The following is a 15,592-nucleotide window of genomic DNA, read 5'->3' on the forward strand; positions in this document are numbered from 1 at the left end:
TTTGCAGTATTAAAAACTAATTTATATTTGCAGTCCAATTTAGAGGGCGCGTAGCTCAGTTGGTTCAGAGCATTTGGTTTACACCCAAAGGGTCAGGGGTTCGAATCCCTTCGCGCCCACGAATAAATAGAAAAAACGCCGAGTTTACTCGAGCGTTTTTTTTTGTTTACACTATTTTCAAAGCAGTACACTTTCTGATGTACATATTCAAGTCTCCCGAATATCAACAAATTTTGTCATGCTGAACTTGTTTCAGCATCTAAGCTCTAAATCAGATAGACCCTGAAACAAGTTCAGGGTGACAGCATTAATCGGAGGTTAGTAAATACCGAGTGTGTCAAGCATTTTTTGTTTGGACTATTTTTTAAGCAGTATACTTTCTGATGTACATATTCAAATCTCCCGAATATCATCAAATTTTGTCATGCTGAACTTGTTTCAGCATCTAAGTTCTACATCAGATAGACCCTGAAACAAGTTCAGGGTGACAGCATTAATCGGAGGATAATAGATATGGAGTTTACTCGAGCGTTTTTTTTGTTTACACTATTTTTAAGCAGTACACTTTCTGATGTACATATTCAAGTCTCCCTTAGATAGCCAAATTTTGTCATGCTGAACTTGTTTCAGCATCTAAAAGCTACTTAAGGTAGACCCTGAAACAAGTTCAGGGTGACAGCATTAATTGGAGGATAATAGATACGGAGTTTACTTGAGCATTTTTTTATTTGAACTTTTTTTAAAGCATTACGCTTTCTGTTGTACCTATACAAACCTCCCGAATATCACCAAATTTTGTCATGCTGAACTTGTTTCAGCATCTAAAAGCTACATAAGATAGACCCTGAAACAAGTTCAGGGTGACAGCATCAATCGGAGGATAATAAATACGGCGTTTGTCAAGCGTTTCTTATAGCAATACCTAAGATAAAAATTAATTAAAAAATACGCGTAAAACCAGGTTGGTTGTCAATCCGAGCGAATGTTGCTTTACCTCTTTTACGCTATTGTTTTCAATGTGGTAATAGTTATTAATGATATTATCTACATTAAAAAGATTCCAAATCGAAGCCCCTAGATTAGCATGCGTATTCGGATTTATTTTAATGTTGTATAACGCAGATAAATCGAACTTCCAGTAGTCATCTAGAGAAGAACTGTTAGGGTCTTTATAAATAATTTTATTATCCACTATATTATCTCCATCCACGGGCTCTGTGGTAGGCTTCCCGGTGTGCCAATTTAGTCCGACAGCAATTTTTAAATTTTTTGTTTTAAATGAGGTGCCCAGACTCATGGAGTGTTCAATGTTAAAATTACTTGGAAACGGATAAGGTTCAAAATCCTCAAAATCATAGGTATTATCCATAAAAGAATAACTCATCCATGTATTGAATTTATGAAGTCGTTTTCTTATTAAAAAATCAAGTCCAAAAATCTTATAACTTCCATGAGATTTCACAAATTCATATTGGTTAAGAAATCCTTGACTTTGTGCCGTAATTCCATTTACTCTTTTTTCATAAACTTCCGTACTTAAAAGCCAACCGGCTTTGCTAAAATTTAAACCTGTGGAAAATTGTTGACTTCGTAATATGGGAATGTCTTGATTGTTTGATAATTGCCACCGTCGCCTTTCTATGCCCAAAAAGTCATTTTGAAAATTGATGATTTGCGAGGTACTTTGATTTTTAAATTCCCCTAAAATTTCAAAAGTGAAATATTCAAGAAATCGTTGATTAAAACTAAAGCGAGGTTCAATAATGGTTTTGTTAAATTTTTCAATATAATTAGCTCGAAGACCAAAATCAAGATTGGTTTTTGTGCTCTTTGATCTAAATCCTAAATTGGAAAAAAGGCCATGTATTCTTAATACCTCGGATATCTTTTTTCTGTAGATCGGGTTATCAACATCGTCCAGATTGGTTATTTCAGTCTCAATAAATTGATAACCGTTTAACAGGGTAAAACTGTTGTTAATTTTAAGTTCTGTTATTAATTTTATACTTGTTTCTGAAACCTTATTTTCTTGAAGATAGCGCTGTGAAGCCAAAATATTTTCATTTACGGCTCGAAGTTTGTAGTCAGTTTCGTAGGCTTCCAGGGTAGAAGTAAAATTCTTATTCCAAAGTCTTTTGTACTGAATACCTTCTGCGATACTATTCTGACTGACCTCACTTTGTTTCGATTTTTCTTGATTATCAACCACGGTGTTTTCATTAAATCGCAACGTATTACTCACATTAATAAAATTCACTTTTAAAAAGTCCTTTTCACTCATGTTATAAATCCAACGTAATGAGGTATCATAAAAATCGAATCTTTTATCAGAATTTGTAATGTTTGAATTATTACTTTCCACTTCAGTATTTTGAGAAATCCTCTCAAAAAACTCGCGATAAGTTGGCGTCTTTACAAAATCGCTAAGAGATTTTCGCGCCGCTACCTGGAGTGAAGAATTACGACCTATAGGAATATCCGAAAATCCGTTAATATCTGTGAAATTTACACCTATATTCCCTTTAAAATTTGAATTTACCTGCTCCTCCGTTTGCATAGAAATGGTGCCTGAAACCCCATCCGTATAACTGACGTCCGTGCCATTTTTGGTAAGCATTACTTTTTGAGTAATCTGTGGGTTGAACATGGAAATTAAACCAAAAAAATGACCTGACTGATACATTTTAATATCGTCCCATAAAATCAGGTTTTGGTCGTTTGTCCCACCGCGAATATTAATGTTGGAAACTGTTTCATTAATACTGTGAATACCCGGAAAGGCCTGTATTAATTTTAGAACATCGGATTCGACCAAACCCGGTAAAATTCCAAAATTTGAAAAATTCATTTCATAGGCACCATCATTTAATTTATTAATGCCATTTGTGATATAATTGGATACGATAACCTCTGAAAGATTTTGAAATTTAGGCTGAAGAAAAATTTCTGAACACTCTCCGGATTTGAGATCATTAAAAGCTGCAACAAGAGTTTTAAATCCAATATGGCGAATGGTAATGCTGTCCTTATTTTGGCTCATTTCCAATTGAAAATAGCCAGATGAATCACTGGTGGTTGAATTTAGTATTCCTTGAATGGTGGCTGATTCTATGGGATCATGATTTTCAATATTTTTCAAAAAACCACATAAGAGCAAAGGAGGTTTTTGATTAACCAAAATCAAATTTTTGTTTAATACTGAAAATACTAAGCGGGTATGCTTTTCAAAATAGCTCAATATTTCATCTAAGGAGAGGTTATTTGGTGGGGCCTCTAATGTTATTCCAGAAACCAAAGCTTCATCATAATTAAATTGCACCTGATATTTAGACTGAAGCGCATGGAATAACTCTGAAATCGGCTTCTTATGAGCCGGATTTTGAGCATTTAACGAAAAGGAGATGAAAAGAAAAATGCAAATAGAAAGACCTGTTGCGCTATTGATTTTTCCCATGAATAATGACAATTTTTGATGATCGCAATTCAAAGGTTAAATTCATAGGTTTAGTAATAGAAATGAGAGCGTTTTTCAAATTGTCATTAACAAAACCCCCGGTGAACAGGCGTTCAGTATCAACATCATTATAGATTATTTCAATATTATACTGCCGTTCCAGCTCAGCGAAAACCTCTTTCAAAGGAACAGCTTCAAAATTACTTTTGTTTTCCAACCAGGAAGGTTGCGAAGATGCTATTTTTCTTTTCGCATAAATTCCGTTTGATATTTGGTAAGAGTCTCCTTTTTCAAGGATTTTTTCGATGCCATTTGAAGATACTTTCACACGTCCTTCAAAGCACTTCACTGAAAAATATTGGTCGCGTTGTTTTACGTTAAAGCGGGTGCCAACTACCGTTACAATACCTTGATTGGTAATTACGTTAAATGTTTTTCCTTTTGAAACTTTAAAATAGGCTTCGCCGCTTAAGCGCACTTCTCTTTTAGAAATCCAATTGGTTTTATTGTATTCAATTCCTGAAAGAGCGTTTAAAGTTACAACAGAGTGATCGGGTAACTCAACCTTAGTTTTTTCCATAGCAAGCGTTTCAACCGTAACCATGGGGTTTGAGAACAACACCCAATAAACGCCAAAAGCAATAACCAAAACAGCGGCTATTTTCAGTATGGGCATGAGCAACGTTCTCTTTTTTGAAAAGGTTTTTTTTGAGTTATAATCCGCTTTGAATTTGTGAAATTCTTCAACCGTAGAAATTTCAGAGGCCTTAAAAAGTTTTGCGTTTTCGACTATAGATAAATTTAGTTCATAATCATTTCTGGCCTTAAATGTTTCCATTTCGGCATCAGTCAATGCATCATTCAACCATTTTTCTAATAATTTATCTTTATTCATTTAGGAACTATCATTTTTTAATATAACAATTTAAAGTCGAAATCTCCTGATTATTATAATGAGAATCCATCCAATTCATTTCTTAAAATTTCGAAAGCGGAATAGATTCTATATTCAACCACTTTTTGGGTAACACCTAAAATTTCTGCAATTTCTCTGTGCTTTTTTCCTTCAGCCTTACTTAATAAAAAAGCTGTGCGTTGCTCTTCAGATAAGGACTCCAATACCTTTTTATAGCGTTGAAGAAATTGTTCTTTTTCAAACAGAAACTCTGGATTTTCATGCGTATAATCCTTAGGTTTCGTGTTCTGGTACTTTAAAACAACCTTTTTATGTTTAATATTATTTAAAGCAATGTTATTCGCTACGGTAAATAAAAATGATTTTGCTTTATTAAAACTTACTTTTTTACAATGATCCCAAAGTTTAATGAACGCCTCTTGAGTAAGATCTTTCGGGTTCACTTCCTCGCCATATTTGTAATACAAATAATCATGCAATCCTTGAGCAAAAGCCTCATACACTTTCTCGAAGACCGCTTCTTTGCAAATAGATTTATCAAACTCTTCAGACAAATTGTAAAATTTTCAATTAAAAGTATATAAATATTTATTCAATTAAAATTAAAGCAGGCAGAATCGTATTTCCTTTGTTTTGAAGTTATTAATTTCTACTAAATATTCGATCAGGATTAAAAATTTTTAAAAAAATTGATTTCAATCAAAAAGTGTTTTTTAATCGGAATTATTTTTTTAAGATAATTTTCAGGATAATTTTAGAGTAAGTTGTTCTATTAATAGAAGACGCAACAAACCTAATATGAAAGTAGATTTCAAATTATTTTATTTATTTCTTTTTTTGATGCTTTTGTTGACCTCCTGCAGAACAGAAGATACGGAGTTTACCCAGGCCACTAATGATCAAAATTTGATGCCTAATTCATTGTTGGTAAATCTCATGCAGGCAACAGCGATGAATGATGGGTCCATTGATAATATTCTTGATAAAGCCAATTGTTTTAGTATCCAACTGCCTATAACGGTATTGGCAAATGGTACTGAGATTATCTTAAATAATGAGGATGACCTTAACGCTGTTGAATTTATTTTTGATACCACGGACGATGATACAGATACTTTGGAAATTATTTTTCCTATTTCGATTGTCTTGAGTGATTTTACGGAGGTTGAAATTCAGAATAACAATGAGCTTATTAATTACGCAAGTCAATGTAATGGTGAAAATGAAATGGATAGTGATATTGAATGCCTCGATTTTGAATACCCTATTTTGGCAACTGTTTTTAGCTCTTCCCAAGAAATAATAGAAACATTAACGCTTAACAATGATCGTGATCTTTACGAATTTCTCCACAATATTGATGAAAACGACATCATCAATATAGAGTTTCCTATAACAGTCTATTTGTTTGATGGAACCGAAATAACACTTTATAATCTGAGCGAACTTAAAGAAGCCATCGAGATTTATGGTAATGATTGTGACGAAGATGACGATTTCAATTTTAATGACGACGATTGTAACCAATGTACCCAAGAGGAACTAATTTCATTTTTAACGAATTGCAACGGTTGGGAAATAGACCAATTAGAGCGCAATAAAAACGATTATGATAATTATTACGATGGGTACTATTTTAATTTTTATGAGGACGGTACTATTTATGTTTATTGGTCAGGAATTGAAGCGCTTGGAACCTGGACGGTTAGTGGCTCAGGCAACAATATGACTGTTGTTATCGATATTCCTCAACTGCCATATTGTAATAACAATTGGACTCTGCACGAAATACAGACCTACTCCGGTGAAACCAGGGTAGACCTTAGAGTAGGTAATGATGATAGATTAAGATATTTTAATTTTTGTTATTAATGACATTTAGGATTGAACTTAAAAAGCTTTATAGAAGGTTTTAAGTTTTTAAAATATTAGAAAAAGAAGAATTGTTTTTTCCCTAAGGGGATTGTCCTAGATGTCAGATGCCCAGTCTCCAAATAAAAACCGTGAACTGACCTGCTTGTTATTTGAAAATCTATGCAAAAGAAATGGATGGTTTTAATATTAGCTCTTGTGTTAGGCTACTTGATATATAATTACATCTATCACGAGCATCGGAACATACAAGAAGAACCTGCTGAATTTGTGATGAATTCGAATGATTTAGAAGCGGAATTTTATGCCAACCCAAAAGCTTCTGAGCAAAAATATTTGAATAAAATAATCGAGGTTCAAGGAAATTTAACGGATCAAAATAAACTTGATTTAACCTTAAATAACAAGGTGTTTTGTCAATTTGATTCTCAGTTAGATAGTCTTAAATCAAATAATATAAAAGTAAAAGGCCGGTTTATTGGCTATGATGACCTTTTGGACCTAATTAAAATGGACCATTGTAAAATAGAAACTCAAAATCATTAAATTATGAAAACACAATTACTTATTATTTTATTATTCAGTTTGTTCAGTGTTTCTGCACAAACAACGTATCAGATTTACTGGAGTATTGGAGTGAATGGTGCAGCAGCAAGCAAAACTATTAGCGTTGGTGATACCGTAGAATGGATTTGGGATGATGATTTTAACCATACCGTTACCGGAATTGCAGGAAGTAGTGTAGAGCCAAATTTTGATAGTGGAAACCAATCCGGATTAGGATATGTATACTCAAAAACCTTTACTGTTGAGGGCGTGAATGATTACGAATGTTCAATTCATCCGTTATCTATGTATGGTACGATAACCGTTCAAAACAGTTTAGGAATAGATGAAAATGCGATTGCCCAATTTGAAATGTTTCCTAATCCTTCAAATGCAATTCTTAATCTCAAATTACCTCAAAAACTAAGTACTGTAGATGTTCATGTTTATGATCTGTTAGGAAAGGAGCTCTTAAACAGATCGTACGAAAATAGTAATCTCATTAAAGTTAATATTTCAGACTTGTCTAGAGGTATTTACCTGGTTAAACTATCGTCGGATACCTCCGCCAAAACTAAGCAATTTGTAAAAATTTAAAATGTTGAAAACTCTTTTATACATACTCATTTGTATTCCCATCTTTTCATTTTCCCAAAACAATTTGCTTGAGGAAATAAATACGGATTCCATAGGCAATCAAGATATCTCTGCTGTTTTTAAAGGGATAAAGATTGTTAATTTCGAATCGACAAAACTAATTTCTAAAGGAGAATTCATATTCATGGTTTCCCATCGATTCGGTAGTATTGAGAATGGATTTGATAGTTTTTTCGGATTGGATAATGCAGTAACACGCTTAAATTTTGTGTTCGGACTTTCTGATGCAATTAATATAAATGCTTCGAGGAGTTCTTTCCAAAAAACCTATGAGGCCTCAGTAAAAATCAGGTTCATAAGTCAACAGGAAAATGGTTTTCCTTTTACTCTGGTATCTTATAACACCATTTTATGTAATACAGCTTTAAGTAGTTCAAACCTCCCTAAACTGGAATTTCAACATCGCTTAGGTTATATGTCCCAACTGCTCGTTTCCAGAAAGTTAAACTCCGGTTTATCTCTGGAATTGGCCCCAACATTTTTTCACGACAACTATGTTGCCATTGATGATCAGGATAATTCACAATTTGCTCTGGGGTTAGGAGGGCGGTATAAGTTAGGTAAACGATGGTCTTTAAATGTTGATTATGGTTGGCATTTAAATAGAGCTGCGGATTCGCCATACAAAAATCCGCTTTCCATAGGTGTGGATATTGAAACCGGTGGACACGTTTTTCAATTGCTATTTACTAATGCTCAGGCAATGAATACCAATGGTTTTTTAGGTCAGGCAACAGGCGATTGGGGTCAGGGAGATATTTATTTTGGATTTAATTTAACCCGAATTTTTAATTAGAATCATGTTCAAAAAGAAAAAATTAATATTCGTTTTTATCTGCTTATCGGCGCTTAGTTGTACCAGTGTGAGTACAGATGATTTAATAGAAGATTTACCACAAGGGAATACAATAACCTATGTGGATCACGTAAAACCAATTATTGATAACAATTGTATTAGCTGCCATGGAATTTCACCAACAAATGGGGCCAGTATTTCTCTGGTAAGCTATACCAATGTAAAAAATGGCGTGTTGAATAATAATTTAATAAGTAAAATTAATGGTAACGGTCCGGGAAGTTTAATGCCTTATGGCGGACAAAAATTACCTCAAAATCTTATTGATATTATAACAGAATGGCAGGCCATGGGATTTATTGAAAAATAGTACAACTTAAATTTAGAAAATTATGAAACTTAAACATGCTCTTTCACTTTTAGTCATCACGGCATTACTTTTTAACTGCTCCTCTGATAGTGCTAATCCGGGTTCGCCTGATCCAACACCTGATCCAACTCCGGATCCTACGAATAGCACTAAAGTGACTTATACTTCGGATATCGCAAGTATAATAAATGGCAATTGTATTTCTTGCCATAGTGATCCACCTGTTAATAGTGCACCAATGGCTTTAACAACCTATGCCCAGGTAAAAAACTATGTTGATTTGATTATAACGCGTGTCAATAGTTCCACAAATCCAATGCCACCGTCTCCTAACGATCCATTATCGGATAGTGATAAAAGTCTTATTCAGCAATGGAAAGATGATGGTTTATTGGAGAATTAAATTCAATATAACGTCATTGTGGAATGAAAAATTTTTTGGTGTTAATTATATTTATTTTCGGCTCCTGGGCCAATGCACAAAATAGGTATATTACTAAAACAGGGTTAATAAGTTTTGAAGCTTCTGTGCCGTCCTTTGAGGAGGTTGCTGCAACAAATAAATCAGTTACAGCAATTATTAATACCGATAATGGAGATATTGCTGCCTTGGCTTTGGTAACCGGATTTAGGTTTAAAAATGCTTTGATGGAGGAGCATTTCAATGAAAACTATGCTGAATCTAATAAGTTTCCAAAGGCTGTTTTTAAAGGAACAATTGAAGGTTTTTCGCTTCAAAAGGAAGCTAAGAATTTAATACTTCGTGGGGAATTAACATTTCATGGTGTTAAAAGACCACTGAATAGCATACCGGTTATTTTATCTTTTAAAAAAAATGAAGTTTATATGAAAGGAAAATTCAAGGTACTCGCTTCAGACTTTGAGATTGAAATTCCTAAAATTGTGAGGAATAAAATTGCAGAAGATATCGTGGTTACTTTTGAATTTGAGCTTGAAAAAAAGGATAATTAGCATCGTTTTCTTGTTTATACTATTTTCAAAGTAGTACACTTTCTGATGTACATATCCAAATCTCACGTATATTCCCAAATTTTGTCATGCTGAACTTGTTTCAGCATCTAAGCTCTAAATCAGATAGACCCTGAAACAAGTTCAGGGTGACAGCATTAAGCGGAGGATAATAGATACGGAGTTTACTTGAGCATTTTTTTGACTTTTTTCAAAGCAGTACGCTTTTTGGTGTACGTATGCAAATCTCCCTGATATTGCCGAACTTTGTCATGCTGAACTTGTTTCAGCATCTAAATTCTGCATATAATAGACCCTGAAACAAGTTCAGGGTGACGCCATCAATCGGAGGGTAGTAAATATCGAGTGTGTCAAGAGCTTTTTTGTTTGGACTATTTTTAAAGCATTACGCTTTCTTTTGTACCTATACAAACCTCTCTGACCTTACTAAATTTTGTCATGCTGAACTTGTTTCAGTATCTAAATTCTAGATCAGATAAGACCCTAAAACAAGTTCAGGGTGACAGCATTAAGCGGAGGATAATAGATACGGAGTTTACTTGAGCATTTTTTTGACTTTTTTCAAAGAACTACGCTTTTTGATGTACATATCCAAATCTCCTGGATATCACCAAATTTTGTCATGTTGAACTTGTTTCAGCATCTAAATTCTGCATCAGATAGCCCCTGAAACAAGTTCAGGGTGACAGCATTAATCAGAGTATTTGGATGGAGAAGTTACACTGAAACACTCTGGAAGCTTTTAATGGAATTATACCCTCTTTTTGTTCAAGTTTTTTATTGTGATCGTAATTGTCTGAAATGCCATGCCAGGGTTCAACACATACAAAAGGAGAATTTCCGGCAGACCAAATGCCTAAATACGGGTAGTTCCTAAAGGTTACCTTGAGGTATTTTTTATTTGTTGGTTTGTACACAAAGGTTGCTGTTGAAAACGGATTTGGATTAAAAGTTAAAGAGCCTTCATCAAATAAGGTATCGGAAATATTTATCTCCCCCGGAGCGTTCATAACTTCAGAATAATCATCAATATATAACCCATCATTCTTATTTTTAGTTTTAGTTTTGATCTTCTTATCAAATACCAAGTCATAATCGTGGCGGTTTTGTCCCGGTTCAAAAGGACAGTTAAATGCCGGATGGGCACCCAGGGAAAAATACATGGTGTCAGAATTAGGATTTTTAACCGTGTAATTAACCTGGAGTGTGTTTCCTTTCAAAGTGTATTTTATTTGCAGTACATAATCGAAAGGATACATTTTTTTAGTTTCGGTATTAGCCTGTTGTTCGAAGGTAATAGCGTTCGGTGACTTTTTAATTACTTTAAAATCGTAATCGCGTGCAAAACCATGTTGAGGCATCGAATAGGTTTTTCCGTTTAAGATGTATTCTTTATCCTTTAAAGGGCCTACAATTGGAAACAATATGGGTGCATGTCGATTCCAGTAATTCGGGTCTGCCTGCCAAATATATTCAAGAGAATCTGACTTTAAACTGGCTAATTCTGCACCTTTAGCCAAAATAGTTGCGGTTAATTTTTCGTTGGATATAGTATAGGAAGTTTGTTGTGCATTCACCCTGGTGGTTGCCAAACTTATGATTAAAAGAATACTGTAAACAAAACAAACGGAATAATTGTTTTTCATTGTACCGATGACCTAAAGGGTTTATAACATGAAAGGTAAAATTAATTTTTATCAAAAGTGTTAAGGTTAGTAAATTGTCGGTTTAGGTTCAAAAAGCGTCATTACTTAAGAATTTATTAATTTTAAGTCTTGTTATTAACAAAAAATTAATTTAATTGCTCTTAAAATAAATATTTGATATTCTTTGAGTCTATGTTATTGTGATTACGAAAAAACGAAATATAACCACTTTTTTAAATTCCGTAAGGTTTATTTTTTGCCTGACCGTAATTGGGGTTTTTCAGTTGTCTTTTGCTCAAAATACCGTTGAGTTTAAACAACTATCCGGTGAAAATGTTTCTACACAGAGCATCACCTACGCTGTAGTTCAGGATAGTATTGGAAACGTGTGGATAGCCTCTGAAGAAGGCGTTTTAAAACACAACTCAAAATTCTATAAAGTTTATAATACGTACAATGGTTTGCCAAGTTCTGTAAGTAACAGAACCATGGATATTTTTATAGATTCCAAACAACGAATTTGGGCGGGAATGGAAAATGGTATTTGTTTATACGACAATACTCTTGACCGGTTCAATCTCGTTGGAAAAACACCTGATATAAACCCTTCTTTAGTGAATGAAATTATTGAAGATGATCAAGGAAATATTTGGATCGCTTGTTATAATGGTCTTTGGAAATACAATCCTAATGGTAAGGAAGATACGCTTGTTCGTTTAATAAGTAATCATGTTCTATATTCCATTTATTATTTAGAGCATCAAATATTTGTTGGTGCTTCAGACGGTTTGTATGTATACGATATTAAGAGTGATATTTTAAGCCCTGTTTCATCTGATATTAAAAATGTAGATTTAATCAATAAGGCTAATAATGCCTTATTCGTGGGAACAAAATCTGGAAAAATTTTTACCCTTAATCCAACTGGAAACATATTAAAACCGCTTGATTTTAAAAACCCAGGACATTATCCGATCTCTGATATTTGCAATGACGATCTTGGAAATATTTATTTGGCCACCGATGGAGATGGCTTGTACTATTTAGATAGAAATTTTAACGTTCTAAATCATTTTGTAGACGATATTGATGACAAGAACTCTATTTCCAGTAATGGCATTTATGATGTGGAAATAGGTAACGAGGGGATTTTATGGTTGGCAACTTACGGTGGTGGTGTGAATTATTTTAATTCGTATCGCTTGCCTTTTAATAAGATTCAGCACCGAATCAATAATGAAAACAGTTTAGTTACAAATTTCACGAGATCGATTGCTATTGATAAGAACAATAAGCTTTGGTTTGGCACAAAAAAAGGTGTTAGTATTTGGAACCCGAAAACAAATACATGGAAACATCTCAATGATTTTTCCGGTCCGGGAAGTAGTGATAACGTCGTTTTAGCCCTTGCTGCAGATGATGAATATATGTGGATGGGAACCTATAACAGTGGTTTGCTAAGAGTTAATATAAATACTTTTCGCATCACGAAATTTGATTCGAAGAAATCGGAAAAACTCCAGTTAAAAAAGGTTTACACGGTTTGTAAAGACTCTCATAATAATATTTGGTTCGGGGGAATACAGGGCGACGTTACTGTTATAAGATCAAATGGAAAAATAGACACCTATCCCATTCAGCCTGTAAAGTCCATTATAGAATCTAATTCTGGTGATATTATTGCCGCCGGAAAAAATGGAGCCTTCAGAATCAATCCAAACAAATCACGGTTCGAACTCATTGAGGGTACAAGACCAACACCACAAAGTAGAGCGTATTCTAATATTAACGCTTTGGCCCAATTAAATAACGGAACATTACTTTTAGCAACTAATGGTACGGGTTTAATGTTTTATGATCTTAATAGCCAACAATGCAAAAAGCTGGATATGCGATCGGGTTTACCCTCTGATATCATTCAAGGAGTCATTGTTCAGGATAACAACAATATCTGGGCGAGCACTACGAAAGGTTTGGCTCATATAAAAACGAGTGCTAAAGATACCATCATTAATATTTACGACAAACGTGATGGTTTAGCTTGTACCGAATTTAATTACGGTAGTTTCGCTAAGCTTAAAGATTCACTTTTCGCTTTTGGAGGTGTGGACGGAGTAACAACCTATAATCCTTATGAAATTAAAGGCCATAACTATAAACCGGCCGTTGTATTTGATAAGTTCAGGTTGTTCAATAAAGATGTTGATCCCGGTGATTCAAAAATTTTGCAGAAGCATATCAATGTTACCAAAAATATTACGCTTAAAAGTAGTGAAAACTCCATTCAATTGGCGTTTACCGGTATTTCTCATGGGACCCCTTCAAAAATTAAATACTCATGGCAACTGGAAGGATTCGATCCGGATTGGAGCACGCCCAGCCATAACGCATTTGCTACATATACCAACCTGAGTTCAGGTACATATACGTTTAAGGTGAAAGCGGCTGATAAATATGGAAATTTTGGTAAGGCACGTACCATTAATATAACGGTTTTATCACCATGGTGGGCAACCAATGAAGCTATTTTTGTTTACGTACTTATAATTTTAGGGGTCATTTTACTCATTATCCATTTTACGAGTGTTATTGTAAATAAAAGAAATGCTGATGAGCAAATTGATATGTTCAATAACATTACGCATGAAATAAAAACACCTTTAACTATATTATTATCATCACTTGATAATGCTACAGAAAAAGCGAAACACGATATTCCAAAAGATCAAATAAAAACAACCGTAAAACGGATTAGCTCATTATTTGAACAGATGCTTAACTTTCATAAAGTGACTACAGATAAATCAGGTAAAAGCTATGTTTCTCCTATTAATCTTGAAAAGCATATTCAAAAGATAGTAAGTGATTTTAATCCATTGTTTGAAGACCACAATTTAAAAATTGAAATTAGGAATAAATGGACCAACGAATTATTCTATTACAATAAGGAAACCTTTGATAAGGTGGTACTTAACTTAATTTCGAATGCCATAAAATATTCTTTCGATGATAATAAAATCATTATTGAACTCGATAAAACAAAGTCCGGTGAACTTAAACTAAAGGTGATAGATTTTGGGATGGGCATTCCAAAAGACCAACAAAAGTACATTCTCAAACGTTACTACCGGGCTAGAAATGTTATTAATAGCCAAAGACCAGGCACTGGTTTAGGCCTTATAATGATCAAGAAACTCATCGAGAAAAATGGAGGATCTATCCAATTTGAAAGTCAGGAGAACCGGGGAACAACCTTTACCGTAGTATTGAAGAATTTTAAAGCTAGACACCAACATCAGGAAACTAACTCTGAAAAAATTCAAATTCAGGGAGATATATTAATTGAACATGAGGATCCCAGTGAATTGGCGGAATTGAGTGATAATAAGATTTTGATCGTTGAAGATAATGATGAGCTACGAAATATTCTGGTAGAATCATTAGGAACACATTTTCAGGTTTTTGAAGCGCACAACGGGGAGGAAGGTTTAAAAATGGCGATGCAAAATTTCCCCGACCTCATTCTAACAGATCTTATTATGCCGGAAATGGACGGTATTGAAATGTCAAAGCGTATCAAGAACGATATTAATTTGAATCACATTCCAATTTTTATGCTCACGGTGCTTCAAAATTCTGTTCAAAAACTGGAAAGTATAGAAAGTGGTATTTCAGAGTACATAGAGAAACCTATCAACATGCCATTTCTTTTGGCTAAAATCGTAAACACATTTAAATGGCAGCAAAAGTTGCGAGAAAAATATGTTCACGAGACAGATGCGGATAATGCTGCATCTTTCAGAAATGAGAATGATCAGAAATTTTTAGAAGATCTCGAAGAATCTGTGCTTCAAAATATTGAAAATAATAACTTCTCTGTACACGATCTATCGAACATTTTTGGCATGAGTAGAACCTCACTTTATATGAAATTGAAAAGTCTTGTTGATCTTTCACCCCAGGATTTTATTATTCATACTAAATTAAAACTAGCTAAAAAACTACTTATTCAGGGGGATAAAAGTATCAAAGAAGTGGCCTATGCTTCTGGCTTTTCCAATCCTAAATATTTTAGTACCTCTTTCAAGAAATTTTACGGACAAACTCCAACAGGTTTTGTGGATAGTTTACAAGACTGAAATTCAGAATAGTAGATTTTTATAATTCAGTATATTTTATTGCCAAATTTTATAAATACCATAGTTTTAGGGGGTTTATATTGTGAAAAAGCTAGAATTTGACGATAAATATACCCTTTTTGATAATTATTAAAACTCGAAAAAGCATTAAAAAATTAGTTTAGCATGAACTAAACTCAAAAAATAAATTACCAACTAGACTAAAA

The 15,592-nt window shown here is 33.8% G+C and carries 12 protein-coding genes and 1 tRNA gene; 9 read left to right on the top strand and 4 right to left on the bottom strand.

The genetic code is table 11. From position 1 onward, the window contains the following. The first annotated feature begins 44 nt into the window (after positions 1 to 44). Positions 45 to 119, top strand: a tRNA-Val gene (locus ABD682_RS05965). A gap of 815 nt (positions 120 to 934) precedes the next feature. Here the strand turns inward: ABD682_RS05965 and ABD682_RS05970 are convergent. The 3 genes from ABD682_RS05970 to ABD682_RS05980 are packed head-to-tail and all read right to left on the bottom strand — an operon-like array spanning position 935 to position 4,924. Then, a complete protein-coding gene (locus ABD682_RS05970) occupies positions 935 to 3,454 on the bottom strand; it encodes a TonB-dependent receptor plug domain-containing protein (RefSeq protein ID WP_344740072.1) in 2,520 nt (839 codons plus the stop codon). Then, complete coding sequence (locus ABD682_RS05975; RefSeq protein ID WP_344740074.1) at positions 3,438 to 4,349, bottom strand: FecR family protein; 912 nt, start codon at positions 4,347 to 4,349, stop codon at positions 3,438 to 3,440. Before ABD682_RS05975 ends, ABD682_RS05970 begins: the two co-directional genes overlap by 17 nt. 53 nt (positions 4,350 to 4,402) lie before the next feature. Continuing rightward, positions 4,403 to 4,924: an RNA polymerase sigma factor gene (locus tag ABD682_RS05980; protein WP_344740076.1), complete on the bottom strand. Its 522-nt coding sequence runs from the start codon at positions 4,922 to 4,924 to the stop codon at positions 4,403 to 4,405. Between the two features lie 244 nt (positions 4,925 to 5,168). Here ABD682_RS05980 and ABD682_RS05985 point away from each other — a divergent pair, with 244 nt between their 5' ends. The 7 genes from ABD682_RS05985 to ABD682_RS06015 all read left to right on the top strand — a co-directional run bounded on the left by ABD682_RS05985 (position 5,169) and on the right by ABD682_RS06015 (position 9,583). Then, positions 5,169 to 6,242: a hypothetical protein gene (locus ABD682_RS05985; protein WP_344740078.1), complete on the top strand. Its 1,074-nt coding sequence runs from the start codon at positions 5,169 to 5,171 to the stop codon at positions 6,240 to 6,242. A gap of 162 nt (positions 6,243 to 6,404) precedes the next feature. Continuing rightward, positions 6,405 to 6,788: an OB-fold protein gene (locus tag ABD682_RS05990; RefSeq protein WP_344740080.1), complete on the top strand. Its 384-nt coding sequence runs from the start codon at positions 6,405 to 6,407 to the stop codon at positions 6,786 to 6,788. Between the two features lie 3 nt (positions 6,789 to 6,791). After that, complete coding sequence (locus tag ABD682_RS05995) at positions 6,792 to 7,385, top strand: T9SS type A sorting domain-containing protein (RefSeq protein WP_344740082.1); 594 nt, start codon at positions 6,792 to 6,794, stop codon at positions 7,383 to 7,385. A 1-nt stretch (position 7,386) separates the two neighbouring features. Further along, entirely contained in the window at positions 7,387 to 8,241 is an 855-nt protein-coding gene (locus tag ABD682_RS06000) for a DUF5777 family beta-barrel protein (RefSeq protein WP_344740084.1), read from the top strand. 4 nt (positions 8,242 to 8,245) lie between these two features. After that, complete coding sequence (locus ABD682_RS06005) at positions 8,246 to 8,611, top strand: hypothetical protein (RefSeq protein WP_344740086.1); 366 nt, start codon at positions 8,246 to 8,248, stop codon at positions 8,609 to 8,611. A gap of 22 nt (positions 8,612 to 8,633) precedes the next feature. Continuing rightward, positions 8,634 to 9,014, top strand: coding sequence for a hypothetical protein (locus ABD682_RS06010; protein WP_344740088.1), 381 nt, complete (start codon positions 8,634 to 8,636; stop codon positions 9,012 to 9,014). Between the two features lie 23 nt (positions 9,015 to 9,037). Then, on the top strand, positions 9,038 to 9,583 hold the full coding sequence (locus ABD682_RS06015) for a YceI family protein (protein WP_344740090.1): 546 nt from the start codon (positions 9,038 to 9,040) through the stop codon (positions 9,581 to 9,583). A gap of 713 nt (positions 9,584 to 10,296) precedes the next feature. Here ABD682_RS06015 and ABD682_RS06020 read toward each other — a convergent pair. After that, a complete protein-coding gene (locus tag ABD682_RS06020) occupies positions 10,297 to 11,247 on the bottom strand; it encodes an aldose 1-epimerase family protein (protein WP_344740092.1) in 951 nt (316 codons plus the stop codon). Between the two features lie 284 nt (positions 11,248 to 11,531). On the opposite strand from ABD682_RS06020, the gene ABD682_RS06025 reads away from it, so the two are divergent. Next, entirely contained in the window at positions 11,532 to 15,386 is a 3,855-nt protein-coding gene (locus ABD682_RS06025) for a hybrid sensor histidine kinase/response regulator transcription factor (RefSeq protein ID WP_344740094.1), read from the top strand. Positions 15,387 to 15,592 lie beyond the last annotated feature (206 nt).

The organism is Gaetbulibacter aestuarii (assembly GCF_039537665.1).
Lineage (GTDB): Bacteria > Bacteroidota > Bacteroidia > Flavobacteriales > Flavobacteriaceae > Gaetbulibacter_A > Gaetbulibacter_A aestuarii.

What these genes read in the sequence shown, in the direction of transcription:
- ABD682_RS05970 (WP_344740072.1), bottom strand. Translation starts at nt 3,454, where the DNA reads ATGGGAAAAATCAATAGCGCAACAGGTCTTTCTATTTGCATTTTTCTT.
- ABD682_RS05975 (WP_344740074.1), bottom strand. Translation starts at nt 4,349, where the DNA reads ATGAATAAAGATAAATTATTAGAAAAATGGTTGAATGATGCATTGACT.
- ABD682_RS05985 (WP_344740078.1), top strand. Translation starts at nt 5,169, where the DNA reads ATGAAAGTAGATTTCAAATTATTTTATTTATTTCTTTTTTTGATGCTT.
- ABD682_RS05990 (WP_344740080.1), top strand. Translation starts at nt 6,405, where the DNA reads ATGCAAAAGAAATGGATGGTTTTAATATTAGCTCTTGTGTTAGGCTAC.
- ABD682_RS05995 (WP_344740082.1), top strand. Translation starts at nt 6,792, where the DNA reads ATGAAAACACAATTACTTATTATTTTATTATTCAGTTTGTTCAGTGTT.
- ABD682_RS06000 (WP_344740084.1), top strand. Translation starts at nt 7,387, where the DNA reads ATGTTGAAAACTCTTTTATACATACTCATTTGTATTCCCATCTTTTCA.
- ABD682_RS06005 (WP_344740086.1), top strand. Translation starts at nt 8,246, where the DNA reads ATGTTCAAAAAGAAAAAATTAATATTCGTTTTTATCTGCTTATCGGCG.
- ABD682_RS06010 (WP_344740088.1), top strand. Translation starts at nt 8,634, where the DNA reads ATGAAACTTAAACATGCTCTTTCACTTTTAGTCATCACGGCATTACTT.
- ABD682_RS06015 (WP_344740090.1), top strand. Translation starts at nt 9,038, where the DNA reads ATGAAAAATTTTTTGGTGTTAATTATATTTATTTTCGGCTCCTGGGCC.
- ABD682_RS06020 (WP_344740092.1), bottom strand. Translation starts at nt 11,247, where the DNA reads ATGAAAAACAATTATTCCGTTTGTTTTGTTTACAGTATTCTTTTAATC.